The 21,898-nt window shown below is 43.6% G+C and carries 15 protein-coding genes; 5 read left to right on the forward strand and 10 right to left on the reverse strand.

The window, feature by feature from the left end; translation table 11 throughout:
• Positions 1-48 precede the first annotated feature (48 nt).
• The 3 genes from L0992_18465 to L0992_18475 all read right to left on the reverse strand — a co-directional run bounded on the left by L0992_18465 (position 49) and on the right by L0992_18475 (position 3,065).
• Positions 49-663, reverse strand: coding sequence for a hypothetical protein (locus L0992_18465; protein ID XGB70007.1), 615 nt, complete (start codon positions 661-663; stop codon positions 49-51).
• A gap of 207 nt (positions 664-870) precedes the next feature.
• Positions 871-2,433, reverse strand: coding sequence for a methyl-accepting chemotaxis protein (locus L0992_18470; GenBank protein XGB70008.1), 1,563 nt, complete (start codon positions 2,431-2,433; stop codon positions 871-873).
• Between the two features lie 164 nt (positions 2,434-2,597).
• Positions 2,598-3,065, reverse strand: a complete 468-nt coding sequence (locus L0992_18475; GenBank protein XGB70009.1) for an Lrp/AsnC family transcriptional regulator — start codon at positions 3,063-3,065, stop codon at positions 2,598-2,600.
• A 153-nt stretch (positions 3,066-3,218) separates the two neighbouring features.
• On the opposite strand from L0992_18475, the gene L0992_18480 reads away from it, so the two are divergent.
• The 3 genes from L0992_18480 to L0992_18490 all read left to right on the forward strand — a co-directional run bounded on the left by L0992_18480 (position 3,219) and on the right by L0992_18490 (position 7,853).
• Positions 3,219-4,184 (forward strand): hypothetical protein, encoded by a 966-nt coding sequence (locus tag L0992_18480; GenBank protein XGB70010.1) that lies wholly within the window; start codon positions 3,219-3,221, stop codon positions 4,182-4,184.
• 502 nt (positions 4,185-4,686) lie between these two features.
• The gene (locus L0992_18485; protein XGB70011.1) at positions 4,687-5,049 is read left to right on the forward strand and encodes a hypothetical protein; all 363 of its coding nucleotides are present in this window, start codon (positions 4,687-4,689) and stop codon (positions 5,047-5,049) included.
• A gap of 47 nt (positions 5,050-5,096) precedes the next feature.
• Positions 5,097-7,853 carry an immune inhibitor A gene (locus L0992_18490; GenBank protein XGB70012.1) on the forward strand — a complete coding sequence of 919 codons (2,757 nt, stop codon included), beginning with the start codon at positions 5,097-5,099 and terminating at the stop codon, positions 7,851-7,853.
• A 238-nt stretch (positions 7,854-8,091) separates the two neighbouring features.
• Here L0992_18490 and L0992_18495 read toward each other — a convergent pair whose 3' ends face one another.
• The gene (locus tag L0992_18495; GenBank protein XGB70013.1) at positions 8,092-9,267 is read right to left on the reverse strand and encodes an MFS transporter; all 1,176 of its coding nucleotides are present in this window, start codon (positions 9,265-9,267) and stop codon (positions 8,092-8,094) included.
• A gap of 290 nt (positions 9,268-9,557) precedes the next feature.
• On the opposite strand from L0992_18495, the gene L0992_18500 reads away from it, so the two are divergent.
• Complete coding sequence (locus L0992_18500) at positions 9,558-10,448, forward strand: LysR family transcriptional regulator (GenBank protein ID XGB70014.1); 891 nt, start codon at positions 9,558-9,560, stop codon at positions 10,446-10,448.
• A gap of 108 nt (positions 10,449-10,556) precedes the next feature.
• Here L0992_18500 and L0992_18505 read toward each other — a convergent pair whose 3' ends face one another.
• The 6 genes from L0992_18505 to L0992_18530 form a co-directional block, all read right to left on the reverse strand.
• Positions 10,557-15,434, reverse strand: a complete 4,878-nt coding sequence (locus L0992_18505; protein XGB70379.1) for a transporter substrate-binding domain-containing protein — start codon at positions 15,432-15,434, stop codon at positions 10,557-10,559.
• A gap of 61 nt (positions 15,435-15,495) precedes the next feature.
• Complete coding sequence (locus L0992_18510; GenBank protein ID XGB70015.1) at positions 15,496-16,521, reverse strand: two-component system response regulator; 1,026 nt, start codon at positions 16,519-16,521, stop codon at positions 15,496-15,498.
• 337 nt (positions 16,522-16,858) lie between these two features.
• Positions 16,859-17,623, reverse strand: a complete 765-nt coding sequence (locus L0992_18515) for an ATP-binding cassette domain-containing protein (protein ID XGB70016.1) — start codon at positions 17,621-17,623, stop codon at positions 16,859-16,861.
• A gap of 12 nt (positions 17,624-17,635) precedes the next feature.
• Positions 17,636-18,586 (reverse strand): iron chelate uptake ABC transporter family permease subunit, encoded by a 951-nt coding sequence (locus tag L0992_18520; GenBank protein ID XGB70017.1) that lies wholly within the window; start codon positions 18,584-18,586, stop codon positions 17,636-17,638.
• Entirely contained in the window at positions 18,579-19,532 is a 954-nt protein-coding gene (locus L0992_18525; protein XGB70018.1) for an iron chelate uptake ABC transporter family permease subunit, read from the reverse strand. The genes L0992_18520 and L0992_18525 overlap by 8 nt, the downstream gene beginning before the upstream one ends.
• Before the next feature lie 96 nt (positions 19,533-19,628).
• Complete coding sequence (locus L0992_18530) at positions 19,629-20,564, reverse strand: ABC transporter substrate-binding protein (GenBank protein ID XGB70019.1); 936 nt, start codon at positions 20,562-20,564, stop codon at positions 19,629-19,631.
• A 957-nt stretch (positions 20,565-21,521) separates the two neighbouring features.
• Between L0992_18530 and L0992_18535 the strand changes: the two genes are divergently transcribed.
• Complete coding sequence (locus L0992_18535) at positions 21,522-21,731, forward strand: hypothetical protein (protein XGB70020.1); 210 nt, start codon at positions 21,522-21,524, stop codon at positions 21,729-21,731.
• Positions 21,732-21,898: the final 167 nt, after the last annotated feature.

The raw sequence follows: 21,898 nt of genomic DNA on the forward strand, positions 1-21,898 counted from the left end.
TTTTTTGTATCTGTTGTCTGTTGTTTGTTGTTTGTTAGAGATTAAAGACTAGAAACTAAAGCGCGCACCGACTCGAACGGTGTTTTGCTTTAGGTTTTTGCTATAGGTGTAGTCATAACCTGCATCAACAGCAAGCCACGAGATAATCTTAACCGAGCTTACAACCCCCAAACTATTTAAGCCATGTTCATAGGTATCTGTATAACTGTAAAACGGTTGCAGCGACCAACGTTCGTTAATCGAAACCACAGCGCCCGCTTCACCGATAAACCCTTCATCGTAGTTTTTGTTGGTTTCCCTGTTACATGGGTCAAGAATGCTGTCATTACGACATGAAGAGCGTCTCTTAGGTTTCACCCAGTTAACGCCTCCAGATGCGTACAGTTCAACCTTTTGAGTGACCGAATGGTACCAGCCCAATTGAATAGACAGATCGGACAACGTCGTTGAAGATCGGGTAGTCTTTGAAGAGTCGAAGCCAACAAACAGAGAATCCGTTACAGCATAATTGCCGCCGAGATAACCGCCGTAAAGCTGCTTACTACCTGAGTTGTTGTAAGAGCCTTCAAAGTAATCTTGAAAGCCATCATCACTGACTCGTGTGTTCTGATATCCCGTATAGAGATAGTGAGACCCCTTTGAAGCTAAGCTCGGGAAACTCATAAGACTGAAACAAAAAACGGTAAAAATAAGGGGGCGCATCTCAGTAACTCAAAATTTGATTGGAATAGTAGAAGTGTAACCCAATCGCAATTGAACGGTGTTTTATTTATGTTTCAAAGATTTTCAAAACGAAGCGTTGATCTACAAAAAAGCCCTGCTAATTTCGCAAGGCTTTCTCTTATTTCTCATACAAACTAGCTCTGACCGCTATTTTTCTTCAAAACGCTTCGCTAGTTGATAGAACTCGTTCACTTGCTCTTTCAACTCTGTAGAGTGGTCTTTGACTGAATATGTCGCAACTAGGTTTTGCTCAGCCGTTGAAGCGATAGACTGCATATGAAGATTTACATCACTCGATAGCTGACGCTGTTTATGCGCAGAACTTTCTACCGACTGCATCAACTCGTTCATCGATTGCATCAGGTTCTCAACTTCCGATAAACGTTCTGAGCTTACCTTTGCTACATCGCCACACGCGTCCGTCTGTTCTCTGTTAGCCAGAATATCTTTTTGCCACCCTTCAATCGTCGTTAGCATGGTGTCAATGCTCTCTTTGATCTGAACTGTAGCCTTAGATGTTCGACCCGATAACGCACGCACTTCATCGGCAACCACGGCGAAGCCTCGACCTTGTTCACCCGCTCTCGCCGCTTCTATCGCTGCGTTCAATGCCAACAAGTTCGTTTGCTCAGCAATGCCACCGATCTCTTCCATGATCTTGCTGACGCTCTGCGCTTGGTCACTCAATTGATACGTCGTGTGTGTGGCTTTCTCGGCCTGTGAAGCTAGGTTTTCAAGGTTGCGGTGAGTTTGGTTAATACTCTCTTTAGCACCCGCACAGGTTTGTAGAGTCACATCAACGATCTGATGCGCTTCTTCAGTACGAGAAGAAACCTCATTCGCCGTGACTTCAACTTCTTCCGTTGCTTCACGCACTTGTAGAATGTCTTTGGTTTGTTGATCTAACGCTTCTGATACTTCAAATGATGTGGCATTCAGATTATCGGCTAAGTCTTGCAGTGGTTTCGCAGAGTCGGTCATACGGCCGAGTACCGTGCGAATTCGAGCAGATAACAACTTCAAGTGAAAATCGGCTACTGAGAATTTGCTGTTACCGGAATAAACTAGGCGGCTCACACTATCAAATTTCGACTGCAGTTTTTTCAGCTGTAAGGGAGTATCAATCAGCTCTTGTCGGAAAAGCAGAGCTAATGCAGAAACAGGCAGCAAGCTAAGAAGCCATTGGGATACTTGCCCTACTTCGACAAGATTTGAAATCAGAGGCGCAGCCAGAGAACCCAACAACACGGCATAGCGAACGCTGTCACTGATCTGTAATGACCATTGACGGCCAGACTTCTCAGCCTTCAATAAGCCTTGGTAGGCCTTATCTGCAATCTGCACCCACTCATTCTTCGGTTTAACACGAACAGACTGATAACCACTCACCTTGCCGCTCTCGTAGATTGGGGTAACGTAAGCATCAACCCAGTAATATCCACCAGATTTAGTCTTATTTTTTACGATCCCGCGCCACGCCTTACCTTGCTTAAGGTTTACCCACATGTCGGCAAACGCCGCTTTAGGCATATCACCATGCCTAACAATATTGTGGTGTTGCCCTAGCAATTCTTGCTGGTTGTATTCCGCGATACGACAAAAAGCATCATTACTATAAGTAATCACGCCCTTAAGGTCGGTCGTCGAGACAAGTTGTTCGTTTTCGCTGAGAAGCGTTTCACGAGATTGAGAAGATGAGCTGACAGTCATTATATTAACTTTTGTTAATTATTATTTTAGGCGAGGAATATATACAATTATTAAAGTTATGACAAAATGTGAACATCACATTTTGTGTAAATGCCTGCTATTTAAACAAAAATAAGCCAGTGACCTCACAAACCTCAATGCATCACATATCTTCAAGCTAACGTTTATGACTCATCTAAGTTCACTGCGGTACTAAACTTCACCGTTCTCATTGATACGGAGGTGTGGAACTTTCGAATGTTTAAGTCTTTACGCAGCACACGCTCCACAAAATCTTCATAGGCTTGAATGTCTTTGACCGTAACAATCAACATAAAGTCAAAGCTACCGGAAATCTGGTAACACTGAGTCACTTCCGCAGCCTTCGAAATAGAGTGGCGAAATATCTGATAGATGTCCCCTCGATCTCGCTCCATTTCCACAGACACAACCAAAGTCATCTTACTGCCAGTAAGCTCAGGATTGATGATAGACACATCACCCACGATCACGCCCTCTTCTCTCAAGCGCTTCACTCGCTTCAAGCAAGCCGGCGGTGATAAGCCAACAATCTCAGCCAGCGACTGATTAGGAATTCGGTTATTCTTTTGAAGCTCTACCAGTATGCTTCGATCTATACGGTCTATTTCCATAATTTCTTAAAACCATAGTTTTGTGACTTATAATTTCCAATACTACGATAATTAAAAAATCTCATGCAACTTTACAAAGCCATTTCAAAATTACGATCACAACAATCGCGATAAGATCTTCTCATACAACACAATCGAATAATGGTCGTAACAATGAAATTCACTTATCAATTTTTTAAAGAACTCCTTAAAGAGATTTTCGATGTCACCTCGACGCTTTTTCGAATCATGATTCCAATCATCATCGTGATAAAAGTGATCGAAGAGCTCGGTGGTATCGTGATTCTTAGCGAATGGTTAAGCCCTATAATGGAAAGCGTTGGGTTACCAAAAGAGATGGGCTTGGTATGGGCAACCACCATACTCACTAACATCTATGCTGGGTTGATTATTCTCATCAGTTCCGATGCTCCCCTTACTGTCGCCCAAGCCTCAGTGTTAGGCAGCATGATGCTTCTCGCCCATTCACTGCCAATCGAAGGAGCAATAGCCAAAAAAGCAGGCGTGAGTTGGTTGGCGACGTTATCAGTCAGAGTCGGCGGCAGCTTGGTATTAGCATGGCTGCTGAACCTCAGTTATCAATATGGCGACTTACTGAACTACCCCGCGACTGTGCTTTGGCAACCGGAAGTATCAACGGATACCAGTTACCTCACCTGGGCCTTGGATCAGCTTAAGAGTTTTGCGGTTATCTTCCTGGTGATCTCAGCGCTATTACTGCTACTCAAGATTTTAAAGCTTGTCGGAATTGAAAAACTGATGGCAGTCATATTGAGACCATTCTTGAGGTTATTGGGAATCAGCAAAGACGCGACCAACCTAACCATCATAGGCATTACGCTTGGTCTTTCGTTTGGGGGCGGATTATTAATCAATGAAGCGAAAAAGGGACACATCTCCGCAAGAGACGTATTCACAGCGATCATGTTACTCAACCTACTCCACAGTTTGATAGAAGATACTTTGTTGATCCTGCTGATAGGAGCCGATTTCTACACCATATTCTGGGGAAGGCTCGTATTCTCAATACTCGTTATCGCTTTGATATCTAACGTCATCAAGCGCATCGACCCAAGTGTTTGTGAGCGTTACTTTTATCGCGATGTATCCCAATCTTAGAAGCACTAAACACTCGCTTACCTGTTACAAAAGAGCCTAAATTTGGGCTCTTTTTACTCTTCCATCACCCCGTATCGCTGATCAAACGTGAAATACCTTTCGTGAAGCACTTCAAATCATCCTTGAACAACTAATTCATAATATTTCTCGTGAAAATAATTTGAGAATTATTATTTACTAAACACTCAATTATTACGTGCATTTATTAAACATTAAAAATAGAACATCGCATTAGTTAATTAATCTCCGATACCTTATATAAAGCACTCTCCAGCATAGTAACCATTAGCCTAACATTGTTATTAATTATTAAGACTATCAACTATTAATGCGTCAAAACTAACTAAATAACTGACAATAAAATAAATAAAAGATCTTATTTGATATTAACTATTAATGTTGAAACCGGAACGGATAATGATTTGTGATAATTATCAGTTTGATTGGTTAATTTTATAAATATATTTTGTTACATAATCAAAACTGATGGCTTGATATAAAAATGTCACCCAAAAAAATGGCTTTAATGGTTCTACTTTTTTCCTCACTGTCACAGGCTTCCACGATTGAGAATGATGAACTGTTGCTCAAGTCATTGATTGAACGAGGCGTTATTTGTCCTGGTTTAACCTACGAGGACAACAGCGAAGCTTTGCGTATCTATCTCAACGCAAAGCAAGTGAAAGGCAGTCAGTTTGATTTGAAAAATAAGCAAGAAATAGAAAGCATCAATGATGCAGGTAATCAAAATGAGCCTGGTAATACAAACGAGATAGAAAGAAAAAACGAGTTAACTAATAAACGTCAGATACCTAAAACACCAAAAGAGTGTATTAAGCCAAACTCGGATAACCATTCTGAATAAGGCGAGTTGATTCTGATATCGACATGGAAATACAAAAAGGAAATGTAATGAAGATAATGAGAAAAACATTGCTCGCTTCAGCAATGCTTACTCTATTTAGCGTCAGTAGTTATGCTAAAACACCAATTGATTTAGGTGTTGTTAATGAAGACAAGCTGATTGAGATGCTAGTAAGACAAGGCTTAGTCGATCAAGACGCAAGCGATATTGCAAAACACGATGCTCTTGACCGTTATTTAAAGAACAAGATCAACTCTGGCTTTAAAGGCGATGCCCAATTCGGTAAAAAGGCGTTAGAGCAACGAGCGAAGATACTCAAAGCCATCGAAAAAGGGTCTGGCGTTAAAAAAGCGAGCGTCTTTGCTTTGGAAGTTGGCATCAAGCGAACCGACAAAGTGCTCGCTCTCTTAGTCGATTTTCCTGATTTGAATTGGGATGACAACAAGCTAACCGAAGAGCACACGCAAATGCTCTACGAGAGCTACAACCCAGAACATTATCAAGAATTGTTGTTTTCAAACTCGGGTTACACAGGGCCAAATGGCGAAAACCTAATCTCGATGCGTCAGTATTACCAAAGTGAATCGGGTGATAGTTATAGCGTTGCTGGTCAAGCTGCGGGTTGGTATCGCGCCTCTAAGCCTGCGTCGTTCTATGGTGGCAACTCCCCGACTACCGACAATGACTTGAACGCACAAGAACTGGTTCGTGAGGCGCTCAATCAGTTGGCTAAAGATCCGAGCATCAACTTAGCCGATTACGACATCGAAGATCGTTACGATTATGACGGCGACGGAAATTTCCGCGAACCCGATGGCGTGATTGACCACCTAATGGTATTCCACGCATCTGTGGGCGAAGAAGCCGGTGGTGGTGTGTTAGGCCCTGATGCAATCTGGTCTCACCGATTCAACCTTGGTCGTACACATGTATTGGAAGGCACCTCTAGCTCGCTTCCAGAACGCTTTAACGGCCAATACGCGGCATTTGATTACACGATTCAGCCGATTGATGCGGCAGCGGGTGTTTGTGCTCACGAATATGGTCATGACTTAGGTCTGCCAGACGAGTACGACACTCAATACACAGGCAAAGGTGAGCCCGTTTCTTACTGGTCAATCATGTCGTCAGGCAGTTGGGCTGGTCAAATTGGCGGTACTCAACCAACAGCCTTCAGCTCTTGGGCAAAACACTTCCTTCAAAAGTCGATTGGTGGTCGTTGGATTAACGATGATCAAATCTCGATTGATGACCTAGAAGACAACCCACAGGTTTATACGCTGTTCCAAACCACAGACAACAGCCGTCCGAACATGATTAAAGTGGATCTTCCAGAGAAACAGATCGAGGGTTTGAAACCGTTTGCTGGTGAGTACTCTTTCCACTCTCAAAAAGGCGATGACCTAAAAAACAGCATGACTCGTAAGCTGTTGATTCCAGAGGGTAACTCAGCGCTGCTTTCATTCAAAACTTGGTACGAAATCGAGAAAGATTACGACTTTGCACGCGTACTCGTGAATGGACAAGCCATCGCAGGCAACATCACCTCAATGGATGACCCATACAATACGGGTCTAGTCCCTGCGATTGGTGGTGAGTCTGGCGGTTGGATTGATGCTGAGTTTGACGTTTCACAATGGACAGGCCAAGAAGTAGAGCTTTCGTTTGAGTACATCACAGATGGTGGCTTGGCGATGGAAGGTTTCTATCTGGATAACCTTACTGTGGTTGTCGATGGTGAAGTGACTAAGATAGACGATGGTGAAAGCAACTCCACCTTCGCCCTTAATGGCTACAAGCTGAGTAATGGATTCCATCAAGCTCAGCACTACTACCTACTGCAATGGCGCAGCCACATGGACGTTGATGAAGGCCTAGCTAACATCAAACGCATGGGTCAATTGATGTCATTCGATCCGGGTCTGATCATTTGGTATGTAGACGAATCTCTTACCGATAACTGGGTTGGCAAGCACCCAGGTGAAGGTTGGTTAGGTGTTGTAGACGCAGACCAAAATGCCATGGTATGGGAAAACTCAGGCGAAGTTGCTCAAACTCGCTACCAAGTTCGTGATGCTGCGTTCTCACTCAAAGATCACTCGCCGATGCGACTTGTAAACAGTGACAATGACGTACTTGAAGACACCAGTTTGGTGGGCAATGCCAGCTTCTCTGACGACCAAGATTACACATCACCTCAAGCACCCGATTCAGGACGTATCCTGACTGAATTTGGTTTAGCGGTTGATATTGTGAACCAGAGTGACAACAACGAATATGGTGTAGTGCGCTTATCTAAAGTAAGCCAACACAACATCACTCCTACTGCGAACTTCGAGCTGAACGTTAATGGTCTGGATGTTTCTGCAAGCAACTTCAGTTCTGACCAAGACGGCGAGATTACTCGCTACCTGTGGGACTTTGGTAACGGTGCAACAAGCAACGAAATGACACCAACTTGGTCTTATGATCAAGCCGGTGACTACACGGTGAGCTTGACGGTTGTCGACGACAAAGGCGCCACTGATTCGTTCAGCTCTGTAGTGAGTGTTGAATCTCCAAACGCCCTACCAGAAGCAAGTGCGAAGTACATCCACTTGGGACGCTGGGTAACCATGTGGTCAACAAGCTCAGACAGTGATGGTCGTATCGTTGATACTGAATGGACGCTTCCAAATGGAAAAGTAAAACGAGGTCGCACATACACTTCTATCTTCCATTCATACGGGAAACACGAGGTGACCTTGAAGATAATTGATGACCAAGGCGGGATTACGACGAAGACCATTGTGGTCGACCTGTAAGTCGCTCCAACCTCAAGTCATTGAAACAAGTACGTAACCAATAACGTGCGTACTAATAAACCAAGCTTAAGTACTGTTGTCATAGGATATAAGCCACGACAGCAGTTTTAAGAAAACGTTATTATTTAAGCCATAAGCAAAAGCCCTACCGACATGGTAGGGCTTTTTATTGGTCTGTATTCCAAGGAATCGTATTTTACTCGCAGCAATAGATTTACTGATTCACACTCGATACTCGTTATACAGGTTGCTTTTGAATACGTGATTTACGTGCGCTGAACGCGAACAGTAAGATAACCGCTAACACGAATGGTAATACGTAGATATTTAGGTTCTGCCACCCTGCCGTCGATTCTAGCCAACCAGAAAGCAATGCCGTAACAGTTACACAACCAAACACAACGAATTCATTAAATGCTTGCGCCTTAGCTTTATTTTGAGGCTGATAAGACTGACTAAACAAGCCTGTTGCAGCGATGAACATAAAGTTCCAACCGACACCAAGTACCACCAAAGCCGCTCTGAAGTGCCAGATAGATTCACCATGAATATTGATAGCAATACAAACAACAAATAATACCCCACCCGCTAAAATCATCATTCGCGAACCGAACTTCTCGATAAGTGAGCCAGTAAAGAATGCCGGGACAAACATACCCAACACGTGCCACTCAATCACACCGGCGGCCTTAGTGAAGTCGAATCCACAGCCGATCATCGCCAATGGTGTTGCTGTCATTAGAATGTTCATCACGGCATAAGCGACCATGGCTGCGAACACAGCACCGATAAAGTTAGGCGCTTTCACAATCACACTCAAAGGATCGGCTTTAGGTGCCTGATTATTAAAAGAGACTTTTGGAAATTGAATAGTTTGTAGGATGAGTAACGCAAGAATATTCAATCCAATCAAAGAGGCAAAGGCGCCAATATACAGGCCATCTTGCGACCACTGCTGAGACATGATCGCTAAGTTTGGCCCCAATACAGCAGCAAGAACACCACCAGCCATCGATATAGAAATTGCGCGATGTCGTGCATTTTCATCACACACTTCGATAGCAGCGAAACGATAAAGCGTACCAAAACCAATACCTATTCCGAGCAAAAATGTGGCGAAGCAAAACAAGTAAAAATGTTGCTGAGATAAAGCGTAAGTAGCAAGGCTTGCCCCTGTAATACCCACGACATTACCAATCCTAAACCCTCTCTTTCGTCCTAGCTTACCTGAAATCAAAGACGCTGGAATCGTGGCTGCCATTAAGCCTAAAAACTGCAGCGCAACGGGCAAAGTAATCATGCTAACACTGGGCGCAATCTGCTTGCCTATCAAGCCAATCACCGAAATCAGTAAGATGTTACCCGTCATCAATAAGGCCTGACACAGTGAGAGCAGCCAAACATTTCTATTCATCTTCATTCCTAAATATGAGCACAGTTGGTCAATAGACCAAAAATCCAACAAAGTCGCAACACTTTGTTACTTCTTATGAACTCACGAACGTACTCAATTAAGCAGGCAGTAGCCTCTACTTCGAAGAGTATTTCACCAAAGTGCTGTGTTCTTCTCGGCTTGGCGTTCTGATCGTTGAAATTATCATGACTTAAGATAATAATAATTTTTTGTTATTCATAAGCTTTGTGATTTAGAGGCTCTATTACTTATAGCCTTTTATCCATAGGCATTAGCATTCAAAGGTGAGTATGATTAATCCACTTTGGCTCAATACGTTTAAGACTCTGGTTGAAGTTGGTCATTTCACCCAAACCGCCGAAAAGCTGTATATGACACAGCCCGGCGTGAGCCAACACATCAAAAAGCTTGAGCAGGCTTGCAACTGTGACCTGCTCTCTCGGGAAAATAAGAGCTTCGAGCTGACCGAACAAGGTCGGATTATGTATCGCTATGCGCTTAAGCTAGAGAAAGACCAAGAAGATCTTTTTGAATCGTTAAGTTTCGATAACCCGTATTCTGGGCAATGTAACGTCTCGTGTTCAGGCTCACTCTCTTTGCGCCTTTATCCAGAGTTTCTTGAACTTCAGCAACAACACCGAGAATTAAACATTCACCTCGAAGCAGCACCGAACCAGAAAATATTAAATGACCTGCTGCAAGGCACAACGGATATCGGCATTGTAAGGCACTCGCCTAACGACAGTTATTACCAAAGCCAAGTGATAGGCAAAGAAGCCTTGTGCCTTATTGTCCATCACAGCCTTGCTGATCTAGAAATTACCCCACAAGTTCTGAACGAGATTGGCCTGATCGCTCACCCAGATTCGGCTCACTACCTGTCTTTGTACTTCGATCTCTGCGGGGATAAAGATCTAGCGAACATTAACATCAACGAAATACCGACATCTGGTTATATCAATCAGCTTCACCAGATTCTATTACCTGTATCTAAGGGACTGGGGTTCACGGTATTACCCGCAGGAGCCGTTGAGCACTTCGCTGAAAGGGATAAACTGCACGTTGTGCCGCCGAAGGTGGAAGTTGAAGAAACCTTATATTTGGTTCAAAAGCGAAACCGAAAATTGCCACACCGATACAACACGGTGATTGATCTCATCAAGCAAAACGTCAGCCATTAGTTCAGCACATAGATAAGATTAAAGCCTTTAGCTAGTTCGTTATTTCTCGGTAAGAGTTAAAGGCTTTAATCTTAAATTGAAATGAAGTGAAGCGATTTAGGTAATCGACTATTCAGAAGCGCTAAGCACCTCATTAGCTCGCTCGAAATCGTAATTCTCTAACGCAGTTCGCACCGCTTTCAAAACATCCGAATGCGGATATTCGATGAGCAACTCCAAGACGTATTGCGCCGCATCATTATCATAAGCATCCAGCAGCGATAATAACTTGTTGCGTTGGTCTGAAGTAATGCTAGATGAGTCAGAACTATCACCAAGACTAATCTCGGCTTCCTCTGTGCATGACGTCTCAAACTCGCTCTCGACCGCTTGAATCAGCTCAGCTAATCCAGAGTCTCCTTGTTTAAGATCTTGCTCGTCACATGCCTTGTTGTGGGCTTTGCTTTCTAAATCACTGAGTCGCTCTGCTAATCGTAACCCACCAATCGAAGCTGCCATGCTTTTCAGCGTATGCAGATTTCGCTCTAAGGTCACCCATTCAAGTTGCGTTAGGTTATCGAACGTTTCCGCCATAATTTGAGGCGCACCTTGGCAGAACCTATTCAGCACCTTAGTTTGTAGGTCAGCGTCATGATTAGTGAGTTGTTCAAATCGAAGCTTAGAAAAGATAGGTAAACTCGCGCTACCAGAACCTAATTCAACCTCATGACTTGGATTCATACCGTCTTTCTGCGGCGATTTCCCTTCGACTAGTAACTCCGGAACAATGTATTTGGAAATCAAAGAGGTCGCCTTATCAATAATGATCGGCTTGTCCAAAAAGTCCGTGACGCCCGCTTCCCTTGCTCTTTGTTTGGCATCGGCAAACACGTTGGCCGACATCGCAATAATAGGCACATCTTTATTAAACTCACGAATCAAACTTGTCGCTTCAAAGCCATCCATAATCGGCATTTGAAGATCCATAAAGATCATCTCGTAATCATTACTTTGAGCTAACTCTACCGCCTCTTTACCATTCTCAGCCAAGTCAGCATTCAGTTTAGAGCGAGTGAAGAACGCCAAAGCTAAGTCTTGATTCAACTCATTATCTTCAACCAACAGTACCCTCTGTCCTTTGAACTCTATTTGATAATCCAGTTGCAACTCTTGGGCTTTAAACTGCGTTAACTCTTCATGAGTCGATCTTGGTAATGTCAGCTCGAAAGAAAACTCACTGCCTTGTCCTAGTACACTCTCAACCGTGATTTTACTTCCCATCGCGTGGACCAACTTCTGGCTAATGTTAAGCCCTAATCCAGTACCGCCAAATCGACGTGTTGTTGTGGTATCCGCTTGGCTAAACGCTTCAAATAGCTTGTGTAGGTTATCATCTGAGATACCAATACCGGTATCTGTCACACTCACCTTCATAGTCAAACTGTCTTCGTTTGATCTGACATGAGCCACAGTTAACGCCACGTTGCCTTTTGCGGTAAACTTAATCGCATTACCAATAAGGTTAAGTACGACTTGGAACAGTCTGAGTGGGTCGCCTCGAAGTGGTGTGTCTAACTCAGGGTCTATCGACATCGACAAGCTGAGTTGTTTCTCTGCCGCCTTCGAGTCCATCAACTCAATCACATCGTGGAAAGTGGTCAGAGAATTGAATGGGATATTGTCGATACAGAGTTGCCCCGCTTCAATCTTAGAAAAATCGAGAATGTCATTAATGATGCTTAACAACGAGTGACCTGAACGGTGAACTTTTTCAACATAGGTTCGTGCTACTGGGTTAACGATCTCTCCCATCGCGAGATAAGACAGGCCGATAATCGCGTTCATTGGCGTTCTAATTTCATGGCTCATGTTAGCCAAGAATTCCGATTTCGCTTGGCTTGCAAGATCCGCTCTCTCTTTCTCCTCGGCCAACTGCTCGTTAAGGTATTTCATTTCCGAGATATCGAAAGCCCAAAACAGTGTGGCGATCTCACCATCAAGCTCAAACAGGTAGTAGCTCACAAGAGCTACAAAGCGAGTGCCATCTGACTTTCTCAGCACTAACTCTCTGTTTTCCACCTTGCCGTTGAGTTTTAGCTCCTTGTGTACCTCTTCACGTACCGTTAACGAGTCATGAATCGCTGCCACATCAATATCATCAAGCTCTTTGCCTTCTACGACGAACAAACGTTTTGCTGTGTCGTTGGCATAACGAACCTGCTCCTCAAATACCACCGCAGCAGCAATCGGAGAGCTATTGAGCATATTGTAGAGTTGGTTCTGCGCCTTTTTGAGGGCTTCAGTCGCTTCATTAGCAATACTGATCTGCTTCGCTAATTTACGGTTCCAGAAAATAATAAGCAGAAGGATAACCAGCGAGAAAACCGAAATGGTGTAAACCAATTGGTAGTCGACTCTTTCTATCGCTTTAGGTGCCGCCCACTTTGCTGAGATCTTCTGATGTTCTTCTGCGGAAATGTTGGTAATTGCCTTATCCAAAATTGAATAAAGCAAAGGTTCTGACTTGGTCACATGTAAGGTCGGAGAAAGGAAAAAGTCCAGTCGCCCGATAATCCCCACTTCTCGGTGACCATATGAATCGATAAGATAGTTGAGCACATCAACAGTGTCGATCATGCCGTCTAAACTCTTATCATCCAGCATGGTAAGGCCTGTTGCGGTGGAGTCGACCAATACCCAATCAACATTCGGGTATTTATCGACAATCGCATCGGTGTTGGCGGCATTCCTAAGAATACCGATTTTCCACCCCGTCGCTTCCTCAAGCACTAAACTGCTCACGTCTCGTCTTGATGCGAGAGCCAAACGGCTTGAAAAGAAACTCTTAACGGGTTTTACATTATCTCCCAACGAGCGGTTCTCTTGAGCTGCAGAGACGATATCGACTTCATCATGATCGACCAAGCTTCGAGTCTCTGACCAATTCGCCACATCGACATGGTGAATCCTCAACCCTGTTTTCTGCTCGACCAAAGTTAAGTAGTCATCAATCATCCCGATGTATTCACCAGTACTGGACACCGCTTCGTAAGGCAGCGAATCTGGATCGATACCAATTATCACATCCGGATTGTTCTTCACCCACTCTCTTTCAGCTTGGCTTAGGTTGAGGATTTCGCCGGTCAGGTTGTTTGCTTGATAGATGTCCGCAATGTAACGCTTGGCGGCATCACCAAACGAACTGAACTGTTCAACAGCGGGGAAATAAACGTGTTTTTTCTCAAGTGACTTAGTATCAAAGTAGAAAGTCATTGAGCCAGAATTAGTCGTTCCACCCTTTGTACGATAGCTCGCCACCTTGGTGACGGATGAAAAGTGGGAGGTATTCTTTTTCTCTCCTATATCATCCACAAGGTTACCGATATACCAAGCTTTAATGGGACGGTTGTTGTTATTTGCTTGCGCGGTGATCACCTGGAACGAGCTATCCGTATCGAAGATTTCGAACACCTCGGTCAACTCTTCAAAGCGGTCATTAACGATGAAATACGCTGATATCTGAGCAATCACGTTCGCTTTTTTAAGTACTTGGCTTAGATCACCCTCAACATGAGTATCGATGATGGTGCTTAATCCATCCTCAGCGAGCTTTAGGTTCTCTATTGCCGCATTAAAGCCGTCTCTCAGCTCTTCGGTCTTAAAGTCGATATAGATGGGATAAGTGACTTTATAGCTGTCATGCAGTTGCAGCTCTGCCATCTCAATAAAGCGAGTGTTAGTGACAAACCACTCTAATACACGTCTCTCGACCATCAGCACATCAACGTTTTGAGCCCGTAATTGTGAAAACGCAGATTCAAGGCTCTCATAGTCTTCAACACGATCAATGTCTAACTTGTCTCTGAGCGTTTCAACGGATTTTCTTATTGGTGAGGTGTCATCAAATAAAAGTGCGCCTACTGAAAGATCTTTCTGAGATTGAAGCTTGAGATCACGTCGCACGAGAGACACAGGAACGAACTCTACATCAAGGACGCTATCACTTAGGAAGTGCGCTTCAGGATCATCAAACTGAACACCGGAAACAAAAGATATTGAGTTGTTATTATCGATGGCTTTTCTGGCTGCACTAGGAGGAAGCGTGACAACGTCACCTAGCTTATAGCCCATGTCGTTCAGTGCACGTTGGATAATGTCGTGTTCGAGGCCTACTGCTGTACTGTCTGGGTACATGTACGGAGGGTTACCAAAACCAAATACGCCCTTTAGCGGCACTCGATAAGGGGAGCTGTCCAACCACTTTGATAAAATCTTATTCTTTTTGTCGATATCAAAGGTCGCTACCTGCTTGTTGAGTAGCGTCAGTAGCTCTTCCTCATCCGTTCGAACGACCATTGATGCTTCGAGTCTTTTCCAGTGCTCAAGCACGTAATTGATCGTTAAATCATGAACACCAATATTTTTCGCAAGATCCATGGTCGTAATGGGTTCACCAACGATCCCGTCGACGTCTCCCTCACCTAGGGCGCGCACCGCATCAATAACGTTATCAAAATCGACTCTTTCAATAGAGTTCAATTGAACGCCAGCTTTCTGTAAGTCTATGTTTTCATTGACCATCGCTATGCGGCGTTTGTGAGTCTGGTCTAAGTTAGTATCGATGACGTTGTCGATAGGCACAATCACAGCCACTTGATACGGAACATAAGGATCGCTTGCTAAAAAGCGGCCGCCTTCGCTTGGGTCAAACTGCTGAAAAGGGAACACATCGCCTCGCCCATCGAGTAGTGCGGCTTTTGCTTCTACACGTGAGTTAACGCTGATGAAACGAGCATGGACACCGAATCTGTCTTCAAGATCTATTGCCCAGTCTTTGATGATGCCAGACACTCTTCCATCATCATCGATGAATGAGTAAGGGTAATGGTTAGCCAGTGCGATGAAAGTAATCGTGGGTTTGTTATCGAGCCAGCGGTTTAGCTGAGCGTCTGTCACTTCGGCGGCGCTAACACTCCCGTTGAAGCATAGCCCCGCCAATAACCACATCGTGAATAGGACGACTCTGTTTTTTAACTCCAACACGAATGCACAACGTCTAGTGAAGAGATTAATCATCTTTGAATTTTTCTTTAATGGCTAAAATCTGAGGTAAGTTGTCAAACAACAGCTCTACGATTCTCGGGTCAAAGTGTTTGCCTTTCTGATCTTCAAACAAACTCAACGCTTCATCGACACTCCACGCTTTTTTGTAGGGTCTTTCTGCGGTCAAAGCATCAAATACATCGGCAACCGCAGCGATACGGCCGACTAAAGGAATATCTTCGCCTGCTATCTGATTTGGGTAACCACTGCCATCCCACTTTTCATGGTGATATTGCGCGACTTGAATGGCCATTTGCATTAGTTTGGAATCACTCTGCCTGCCAAGTATCTCGACACCGAATTCAACGTGTTTTTGCATAATCGTCCATTCGTCGGCATCCAACTTACCCGGCTTAAGTAACACGCTATCAGGAATACCTATCTTACCAATGTCGTGCATCGGCGCAGCATCACGCAAGGTCTCCGCGTCTTCGTCAGTCATACCCAAGGCTTTGGCTAATATTTCGCAATAATGGCTCATGCGCATAACGTGCATGCCCGTTTCATTGTCTTTGAATTCAGCCGCCCTACCCAAGATATTCAGAGTCTCTAACTTGCCAAGATTGATCTCTTGGGTTTTATCTTTAACTTGGCTGAACAAGGCGCGTTGTTGGTCATACAGTGCGATATGTGTCTTCACACGTTGGAGAGCGATTTCAGGAGTAATAGGTTTCGTTAAATAATCAACAGCACCTAAAGACAACCCTTTTACTTCGGCTTCAGGATCCATTTTGGCAGTAACAAATATAATCGGTATATGCGCGGTATTAGGCTGAGCTTTTAGCTGACTGCATACCTCGTAGCCATCGATGTCAGGCATCATGATGTCGAGGAGAATTAAATCCGGCTGTGGCACCATCTTCGCTATCTTAATGCCAATGGTACCGTTAATGGCTACCTTTACTTGGTAGGTATCTTTGAGTATTGCAGTTAACACATCCAAGTTACTTGGCGTGTCATCTACTACTAACACTATTGGTTTACGACTCATTGATGCCTCGTATAAAAATCAAACAGTTATAATCATAGTGTAGATGGCTTTTCGCACCACTCAACATGAAAATGACAAATGATTGTTAAAAATGAAGAGTAGATCTTCGAGTGACATCAAACTAACGTTGAGCTCATATGCATGTCAGAATTTCGACGTACAATGTTTGAACAATTCACAGTTAGATTCAATTGTTCATCCTTTATGCAACTCACTTTATTTTGGTTAATCAAGCTTTCGGTCATTAAAATGCGTTAACAAAAGATCCGATAACGAGAAACAAAAAGAGCTCCTCATACGGGAGCTCTTTCTTTTCTGTAGCTAGAAACTAATGAGTCTAACGACCCGAATAGTACATACAGATTCGAACGCCATCGAACTCGCGAATCTCAAATGGGATCTCGTAGATCGATTCCATCACTGATTTTTCAACCACTTCCGAAACCTTACCCGACTTAACCACTTGGCCTTTTTTCATCGCAACGATGTTATCTGAGTAACAAGAAGCAAAGTTGATGTCGTGAATCACAATAACGACCGCTTTATTAAACTCATGCGCTAAACGACGCAACGTCTGCATGATCTCTACAGAGTGCTTAATATCTAGGTTGTTCAGAGGCTCATCTAGGAACACATAGTCCGTATCTTGCGCCACAACCATGGCGATGAACGCCATTTGACGCTGACCGCCACTCAACTCATCAAGGTATTTGTTTTGAATATCAGTAATACCAAGGTGTTCTAGCGCAGTATCCACGATCTTATGATCTTCGTCTTTTAAGCGACCTTGTGAATGTGGGAAACGACCAAAGCAAACCAATTCGCGAATCGTAAAGCGCATATTGATGTTGTTTGACTGTCTTAATACCGCAAGGTGCTTAGCCAGTTCTTTGGTATCCCATTCAGCCAGTAACTTGTCGCCAATGATCACTTCACCAGCATCACTTTCTGTTAAGCGACTCGCCATTGAAAGCAGTGTACTTTTACCCGCACCATTTGGGCCAATAATAGAAGTCACTTCCCCTTTCGGGAACATAGCGCTGGCATCATCCACCACGAGTGATTTGCCATACTTCTTACTTAAACCTGTTAATTTAATCACTACTTACTACCTTTACTGAATTCTGGTACGTAACAACAAGAACATAAAATACAAACCGCCGACCAAGTTAATGATCACACTCACTGTGGTTTCAAACGACATCACTTTTTCGATGAACCATTGACCAGAAACGAGTAACACTACTGCCAATAAGCTGCTAGCAATGATAAGAGTGCGGTGCTGATAAGAGCTGAATATCTGACGAGCCAAACTCACAGTGATTAAACCGAAGAAAAGCACTGGGCCAACCAAAGCCGTTGATACTGCCACCATTACCGACACAATCACCAAAGTAATCTGAGTCAGTCGCTTAGTGTTCACACCTAAGCTTGTCGCGTTATCGACACCAAGCCAAAGCACATCGAGTTTAGGCGCCAACACCCATAATCCCAATAAGCTCAAACCTAATGGAGCAAGGCTGAGATAAACCAGTTCACCTTTCACGTTATTGAAACTTGCGAACATCACATTCTGCAACACCGCAAACTCGTTCGGATCAATCAACATCGCCAAGAAGTTAGACAAGCTCGAAAAGACGCTGCCACACACGATACCAATCAGCAGCAGTGTGAATACGTTGTTTCGCTTGCTCTTAAAGTAGAAGTGGAACAGAGCAAAAGAGAACAAGATCATCACAGTCACAGACATCGAGAAGTTTGCGATGGAATCAATTACCCAGAAGCTCGTACTGCCAAATACAAATAGAAGCACCGTTTGAACTAGCATGTATAAGCTATCAAAGCCCAAAATGGACGGGGTTAAAATTCGATTATTAGTGATGGTTTGGAAAACCAATGACGATGCAGAGATCGCAACCGCAGCCAACACAATCGACAACAGTTTTGGTAGTCGCAAAGATAGGAAGAACTCGTAATTATCCCACGTAAGTCCCTGCCCCACAAAAACCGCGGTCATACCCAAAGACGCGATAGCCAGAATCGCAATTTTTACTGAATCACGCATTCGACTTGTCTCTCATGATTAGGTAGATAAAAATCAAGCCACCAAAGATGCTGATTACCATTGAAATTGGAATCTCATAAGGGAAGATAACGATTCGCGCTAACAAGTCACAAGCCAATACCAAGATCACGCCCCAGTAAGCAGTCCAAGGCAGAATCTTCTTCATGTTATCGCCCATCATTAGCGACACAACATTCGGCACGATAAGGCCAAGGAATGGAATAACACCAACAATCATCACCACAGAAGAAGCACAGATAGCGACAAGAGCTACGCCAATGAAAACGATCTTCTGGTAATTCAAACCGATGTTTTTCGCAAAGCTCTCACCGATGCTCGCTGCACTGAACTGGCTCGCGAAGTAATAAGCCAGCACACAAGCAGGCACTGCGAGATAAAGGATTTCATAGCTACCTTGCAAGACACTCGCAAAGTTCGCCATGGTCCATGCCGACATGGTTTGTACTAAGTCGTGTTTGTAGGCGATAAATGTTGTTAGCGCGGAAACCACGTTGCCATACATGATGCCAATCAAAGGCACCAATACTGCGTTCTTGAACTTGAGGTGTTGTAGGAAGCGAACCAATAACATGGTGCCGAACACTGCAAACGCGAAGATGAAACCTAAGTAGCTCCATTGCGCAGCATTACCTAGCACTAGAATACCAACGATGTAACCCAACATGGCACAGTCGATCGTTCCCATCGTTGAAGGCGCGGCAAACTTGTTTTGAACGATTTGCTGCATGATCAAGCCAGAGACACTCAAACCGGCGCCGGCCAGTACAATGGCGAGCAAGCGAGGGATTCGACTAACAATATAAATAGAGTTGGCGTGTTGGTTGCCATTGAAGAAGTCACTAAAACTGATTTCAGCGACCCCAATCATCAATGACGCAACGCATAACACAACAAGAAATACAGCAGCTGCAATGGGTTTCAACATAGAAATAATACTAAAGGTAGGTCTCGGATAGCCCGTATGAAAAGTGAAAAAGGGCTTATAAGAACGTTCTTATAAGCCCGAAAATCTAATTATTGGTTACTGTTGAATGGTACGTTCAATGTCACCCAACATTCTGTGAATCGCTGTCACACCGCCACCAGCTAGGTACCAAGCACTTGAATCAAGGTAAACGATGTTGCCTTGCTGTGCTGCAGGCGTTGCTGCTACCAGTGGGTTGTCAAATAGTTGTGGTGCACGACCTTCTGACTTACCAATCGCTTTTTCACGGTCTAGGATGTAAAGCACTTCAGGTTTTGCATCTGCAATGTATTCGAAAGAGATAAGGTTACCGTGCGTACCTTTGATTGGCGCTACTGTTGCACTCTTTGATTCAACGTAACCGAAATCGTCAAAGATGATTGAGAAGCGGCTGCCTTTGTTGAACATCGCAATGTTGTTGCCGTTGTTCATCAGCATCATTGCTGTGGTTTCGCCAGACGTTACTTTGTCGTTTACCGCCGCAATTGAACCTTGAGTTTCTGTGATGATCGCTTCAACTTCAGCCTGCTTATCAAACAGCTGACCTAGTGCACGCCAGTTTTCTTGAGCGTCAGCCCAGTACTTGTCACCTTCGATAGAGAACATGATCGTCGGAGCAATTTGTGCCAACTTGTCGTAAACCTTAAGCATGCGGTTTTCAGCAATGATAACGTCAGGCTTCAACATGTAGATAGCTTCAAAATCAGGTTCGCTCAACGAGCCAGTGTTTGCTGTTGTTTCTTTGTAAGACTCTAGGTAATCAGGCATTAGGCTATGAGGCGCGCCTACTGGCTTCACACCAATTTTGTCTAGCACATCCAAGCTACCAAAACCTAAAACGACGACACGTTGTGGCACTTCATCAAACTGCGCTGTGCCCTTTACGTGTTCAATCGTCACGGTTTCCGCTTGAGCAGTAATCATGAATGATGATGCAAGAACGATAGCAAGCCCGCTCAATAACTGGCGAACTGAATTGATTGTTTTCTTCATGTTTCTTCCTTTGCCATTGAGACAAACCACCACTCATGACAATGAAAGTCTGATTACTCATAGGTGAGTATGGGGCCTACACAACTGCTAAATAACGATAATTTAAAGTCTGTCATTGATTTGACAACAAACTTGTAACGCAAGTGAGAATTATTATCAATTATATTTGCAGTAATTAAGGTACACAACAACTTTATTATTCAGAAACGTAAAAGTGATTATTCATGTTTTGCCAAACCACTATCCAAAACGAACATGGCTTAACAGCATTGAAGAACAGAAAGGGTAAATAGTAATCAAATGAAGGAAGAAATGAAGGATGAGTAGGCAAGGGTGACAATTTCAAAGAGTGACATCACCATAAAGTCGCAACATACGAGCTTTGAGCCTTGAAGAGGGCGAGAAATTTACAATGTAAAACGACGATATAACAGCGAGTTAATTGCAAATAACAAAATGAGTAGGCCTAAAGTTCTTGAGGAGGACTTATGTTGGAACAGCATAGCCGGCGGGACTGCTAAAGAAAGAGTAAGTTCGCTACTCATTTCTCTCTTTAACGCTAAAATTATGGTGATATTTAAATCAAAATTATTTCAAATTAATTTTAAAATAGGGTTGTAATTCTAAAAACTAGGCGTATAGTTCGCCACCTGGCTCTAATCTATAGAGCTGTTAATGCTAAAGTAAGTCCAAGTTCCACAAAGACAGTTCTCGATTCCTCGTTACACCATCTCTGCGTCAGCTTTCACCCAGATAGTCATTCAATAGCTTCTCAATTAGATCCCACTACCGTTCTATTCGTCATTTGCTTTCTTTTTAGCGAATTCAAAATAGATCGATCACTTAAATATAAATGTAATAAACACAAGGCACAGTTATGTCACGCAGAACAACAAGACAAACCCATTGGTACCAACTATCACGCGAAAAAACAGTCAATAAACTAAAAGGTAATAAATGCTCAAGATCAAAATAGATTTACACAAAGAAGAACTTTCATGGGTCACCGAGATTCGACAGCTCAATAGCGATATACTCCACCGCCACATATTGCCCAAGCTACAACACAACAGTTATCTCATCGACTTTGAATTTAATGAAAGAGACAGCATCGGAACTATCGTTTCGCGCAACGGAAACACCCTAGGACATTTCACACTCCTATAGCATTTCCCAAAGGCGACAAAAAGAAACATCGCCTAGTTCCAAAGATATAAAAGATGTCACCCTCAATTCGCTCTAGCAGAACAAAATAGAGTAGAAGTAAAACAGATCTGAAACCTAGCCCTTTTTGCATTTCACACGCGGCTAACGCTAGCTAGGTTATCGTGCTT

Origin of the sequence: Vibrio pomeroyi (genome assembly GCA_041879425.1) — a bacterium.
Taxonomy (GTDB): Bacteria; Pseudomonadota; Gammaproteobacteria; order Enterobacterales; family Vibrionaceae; genus Vibrio; species Vibrio pomeroyi_A.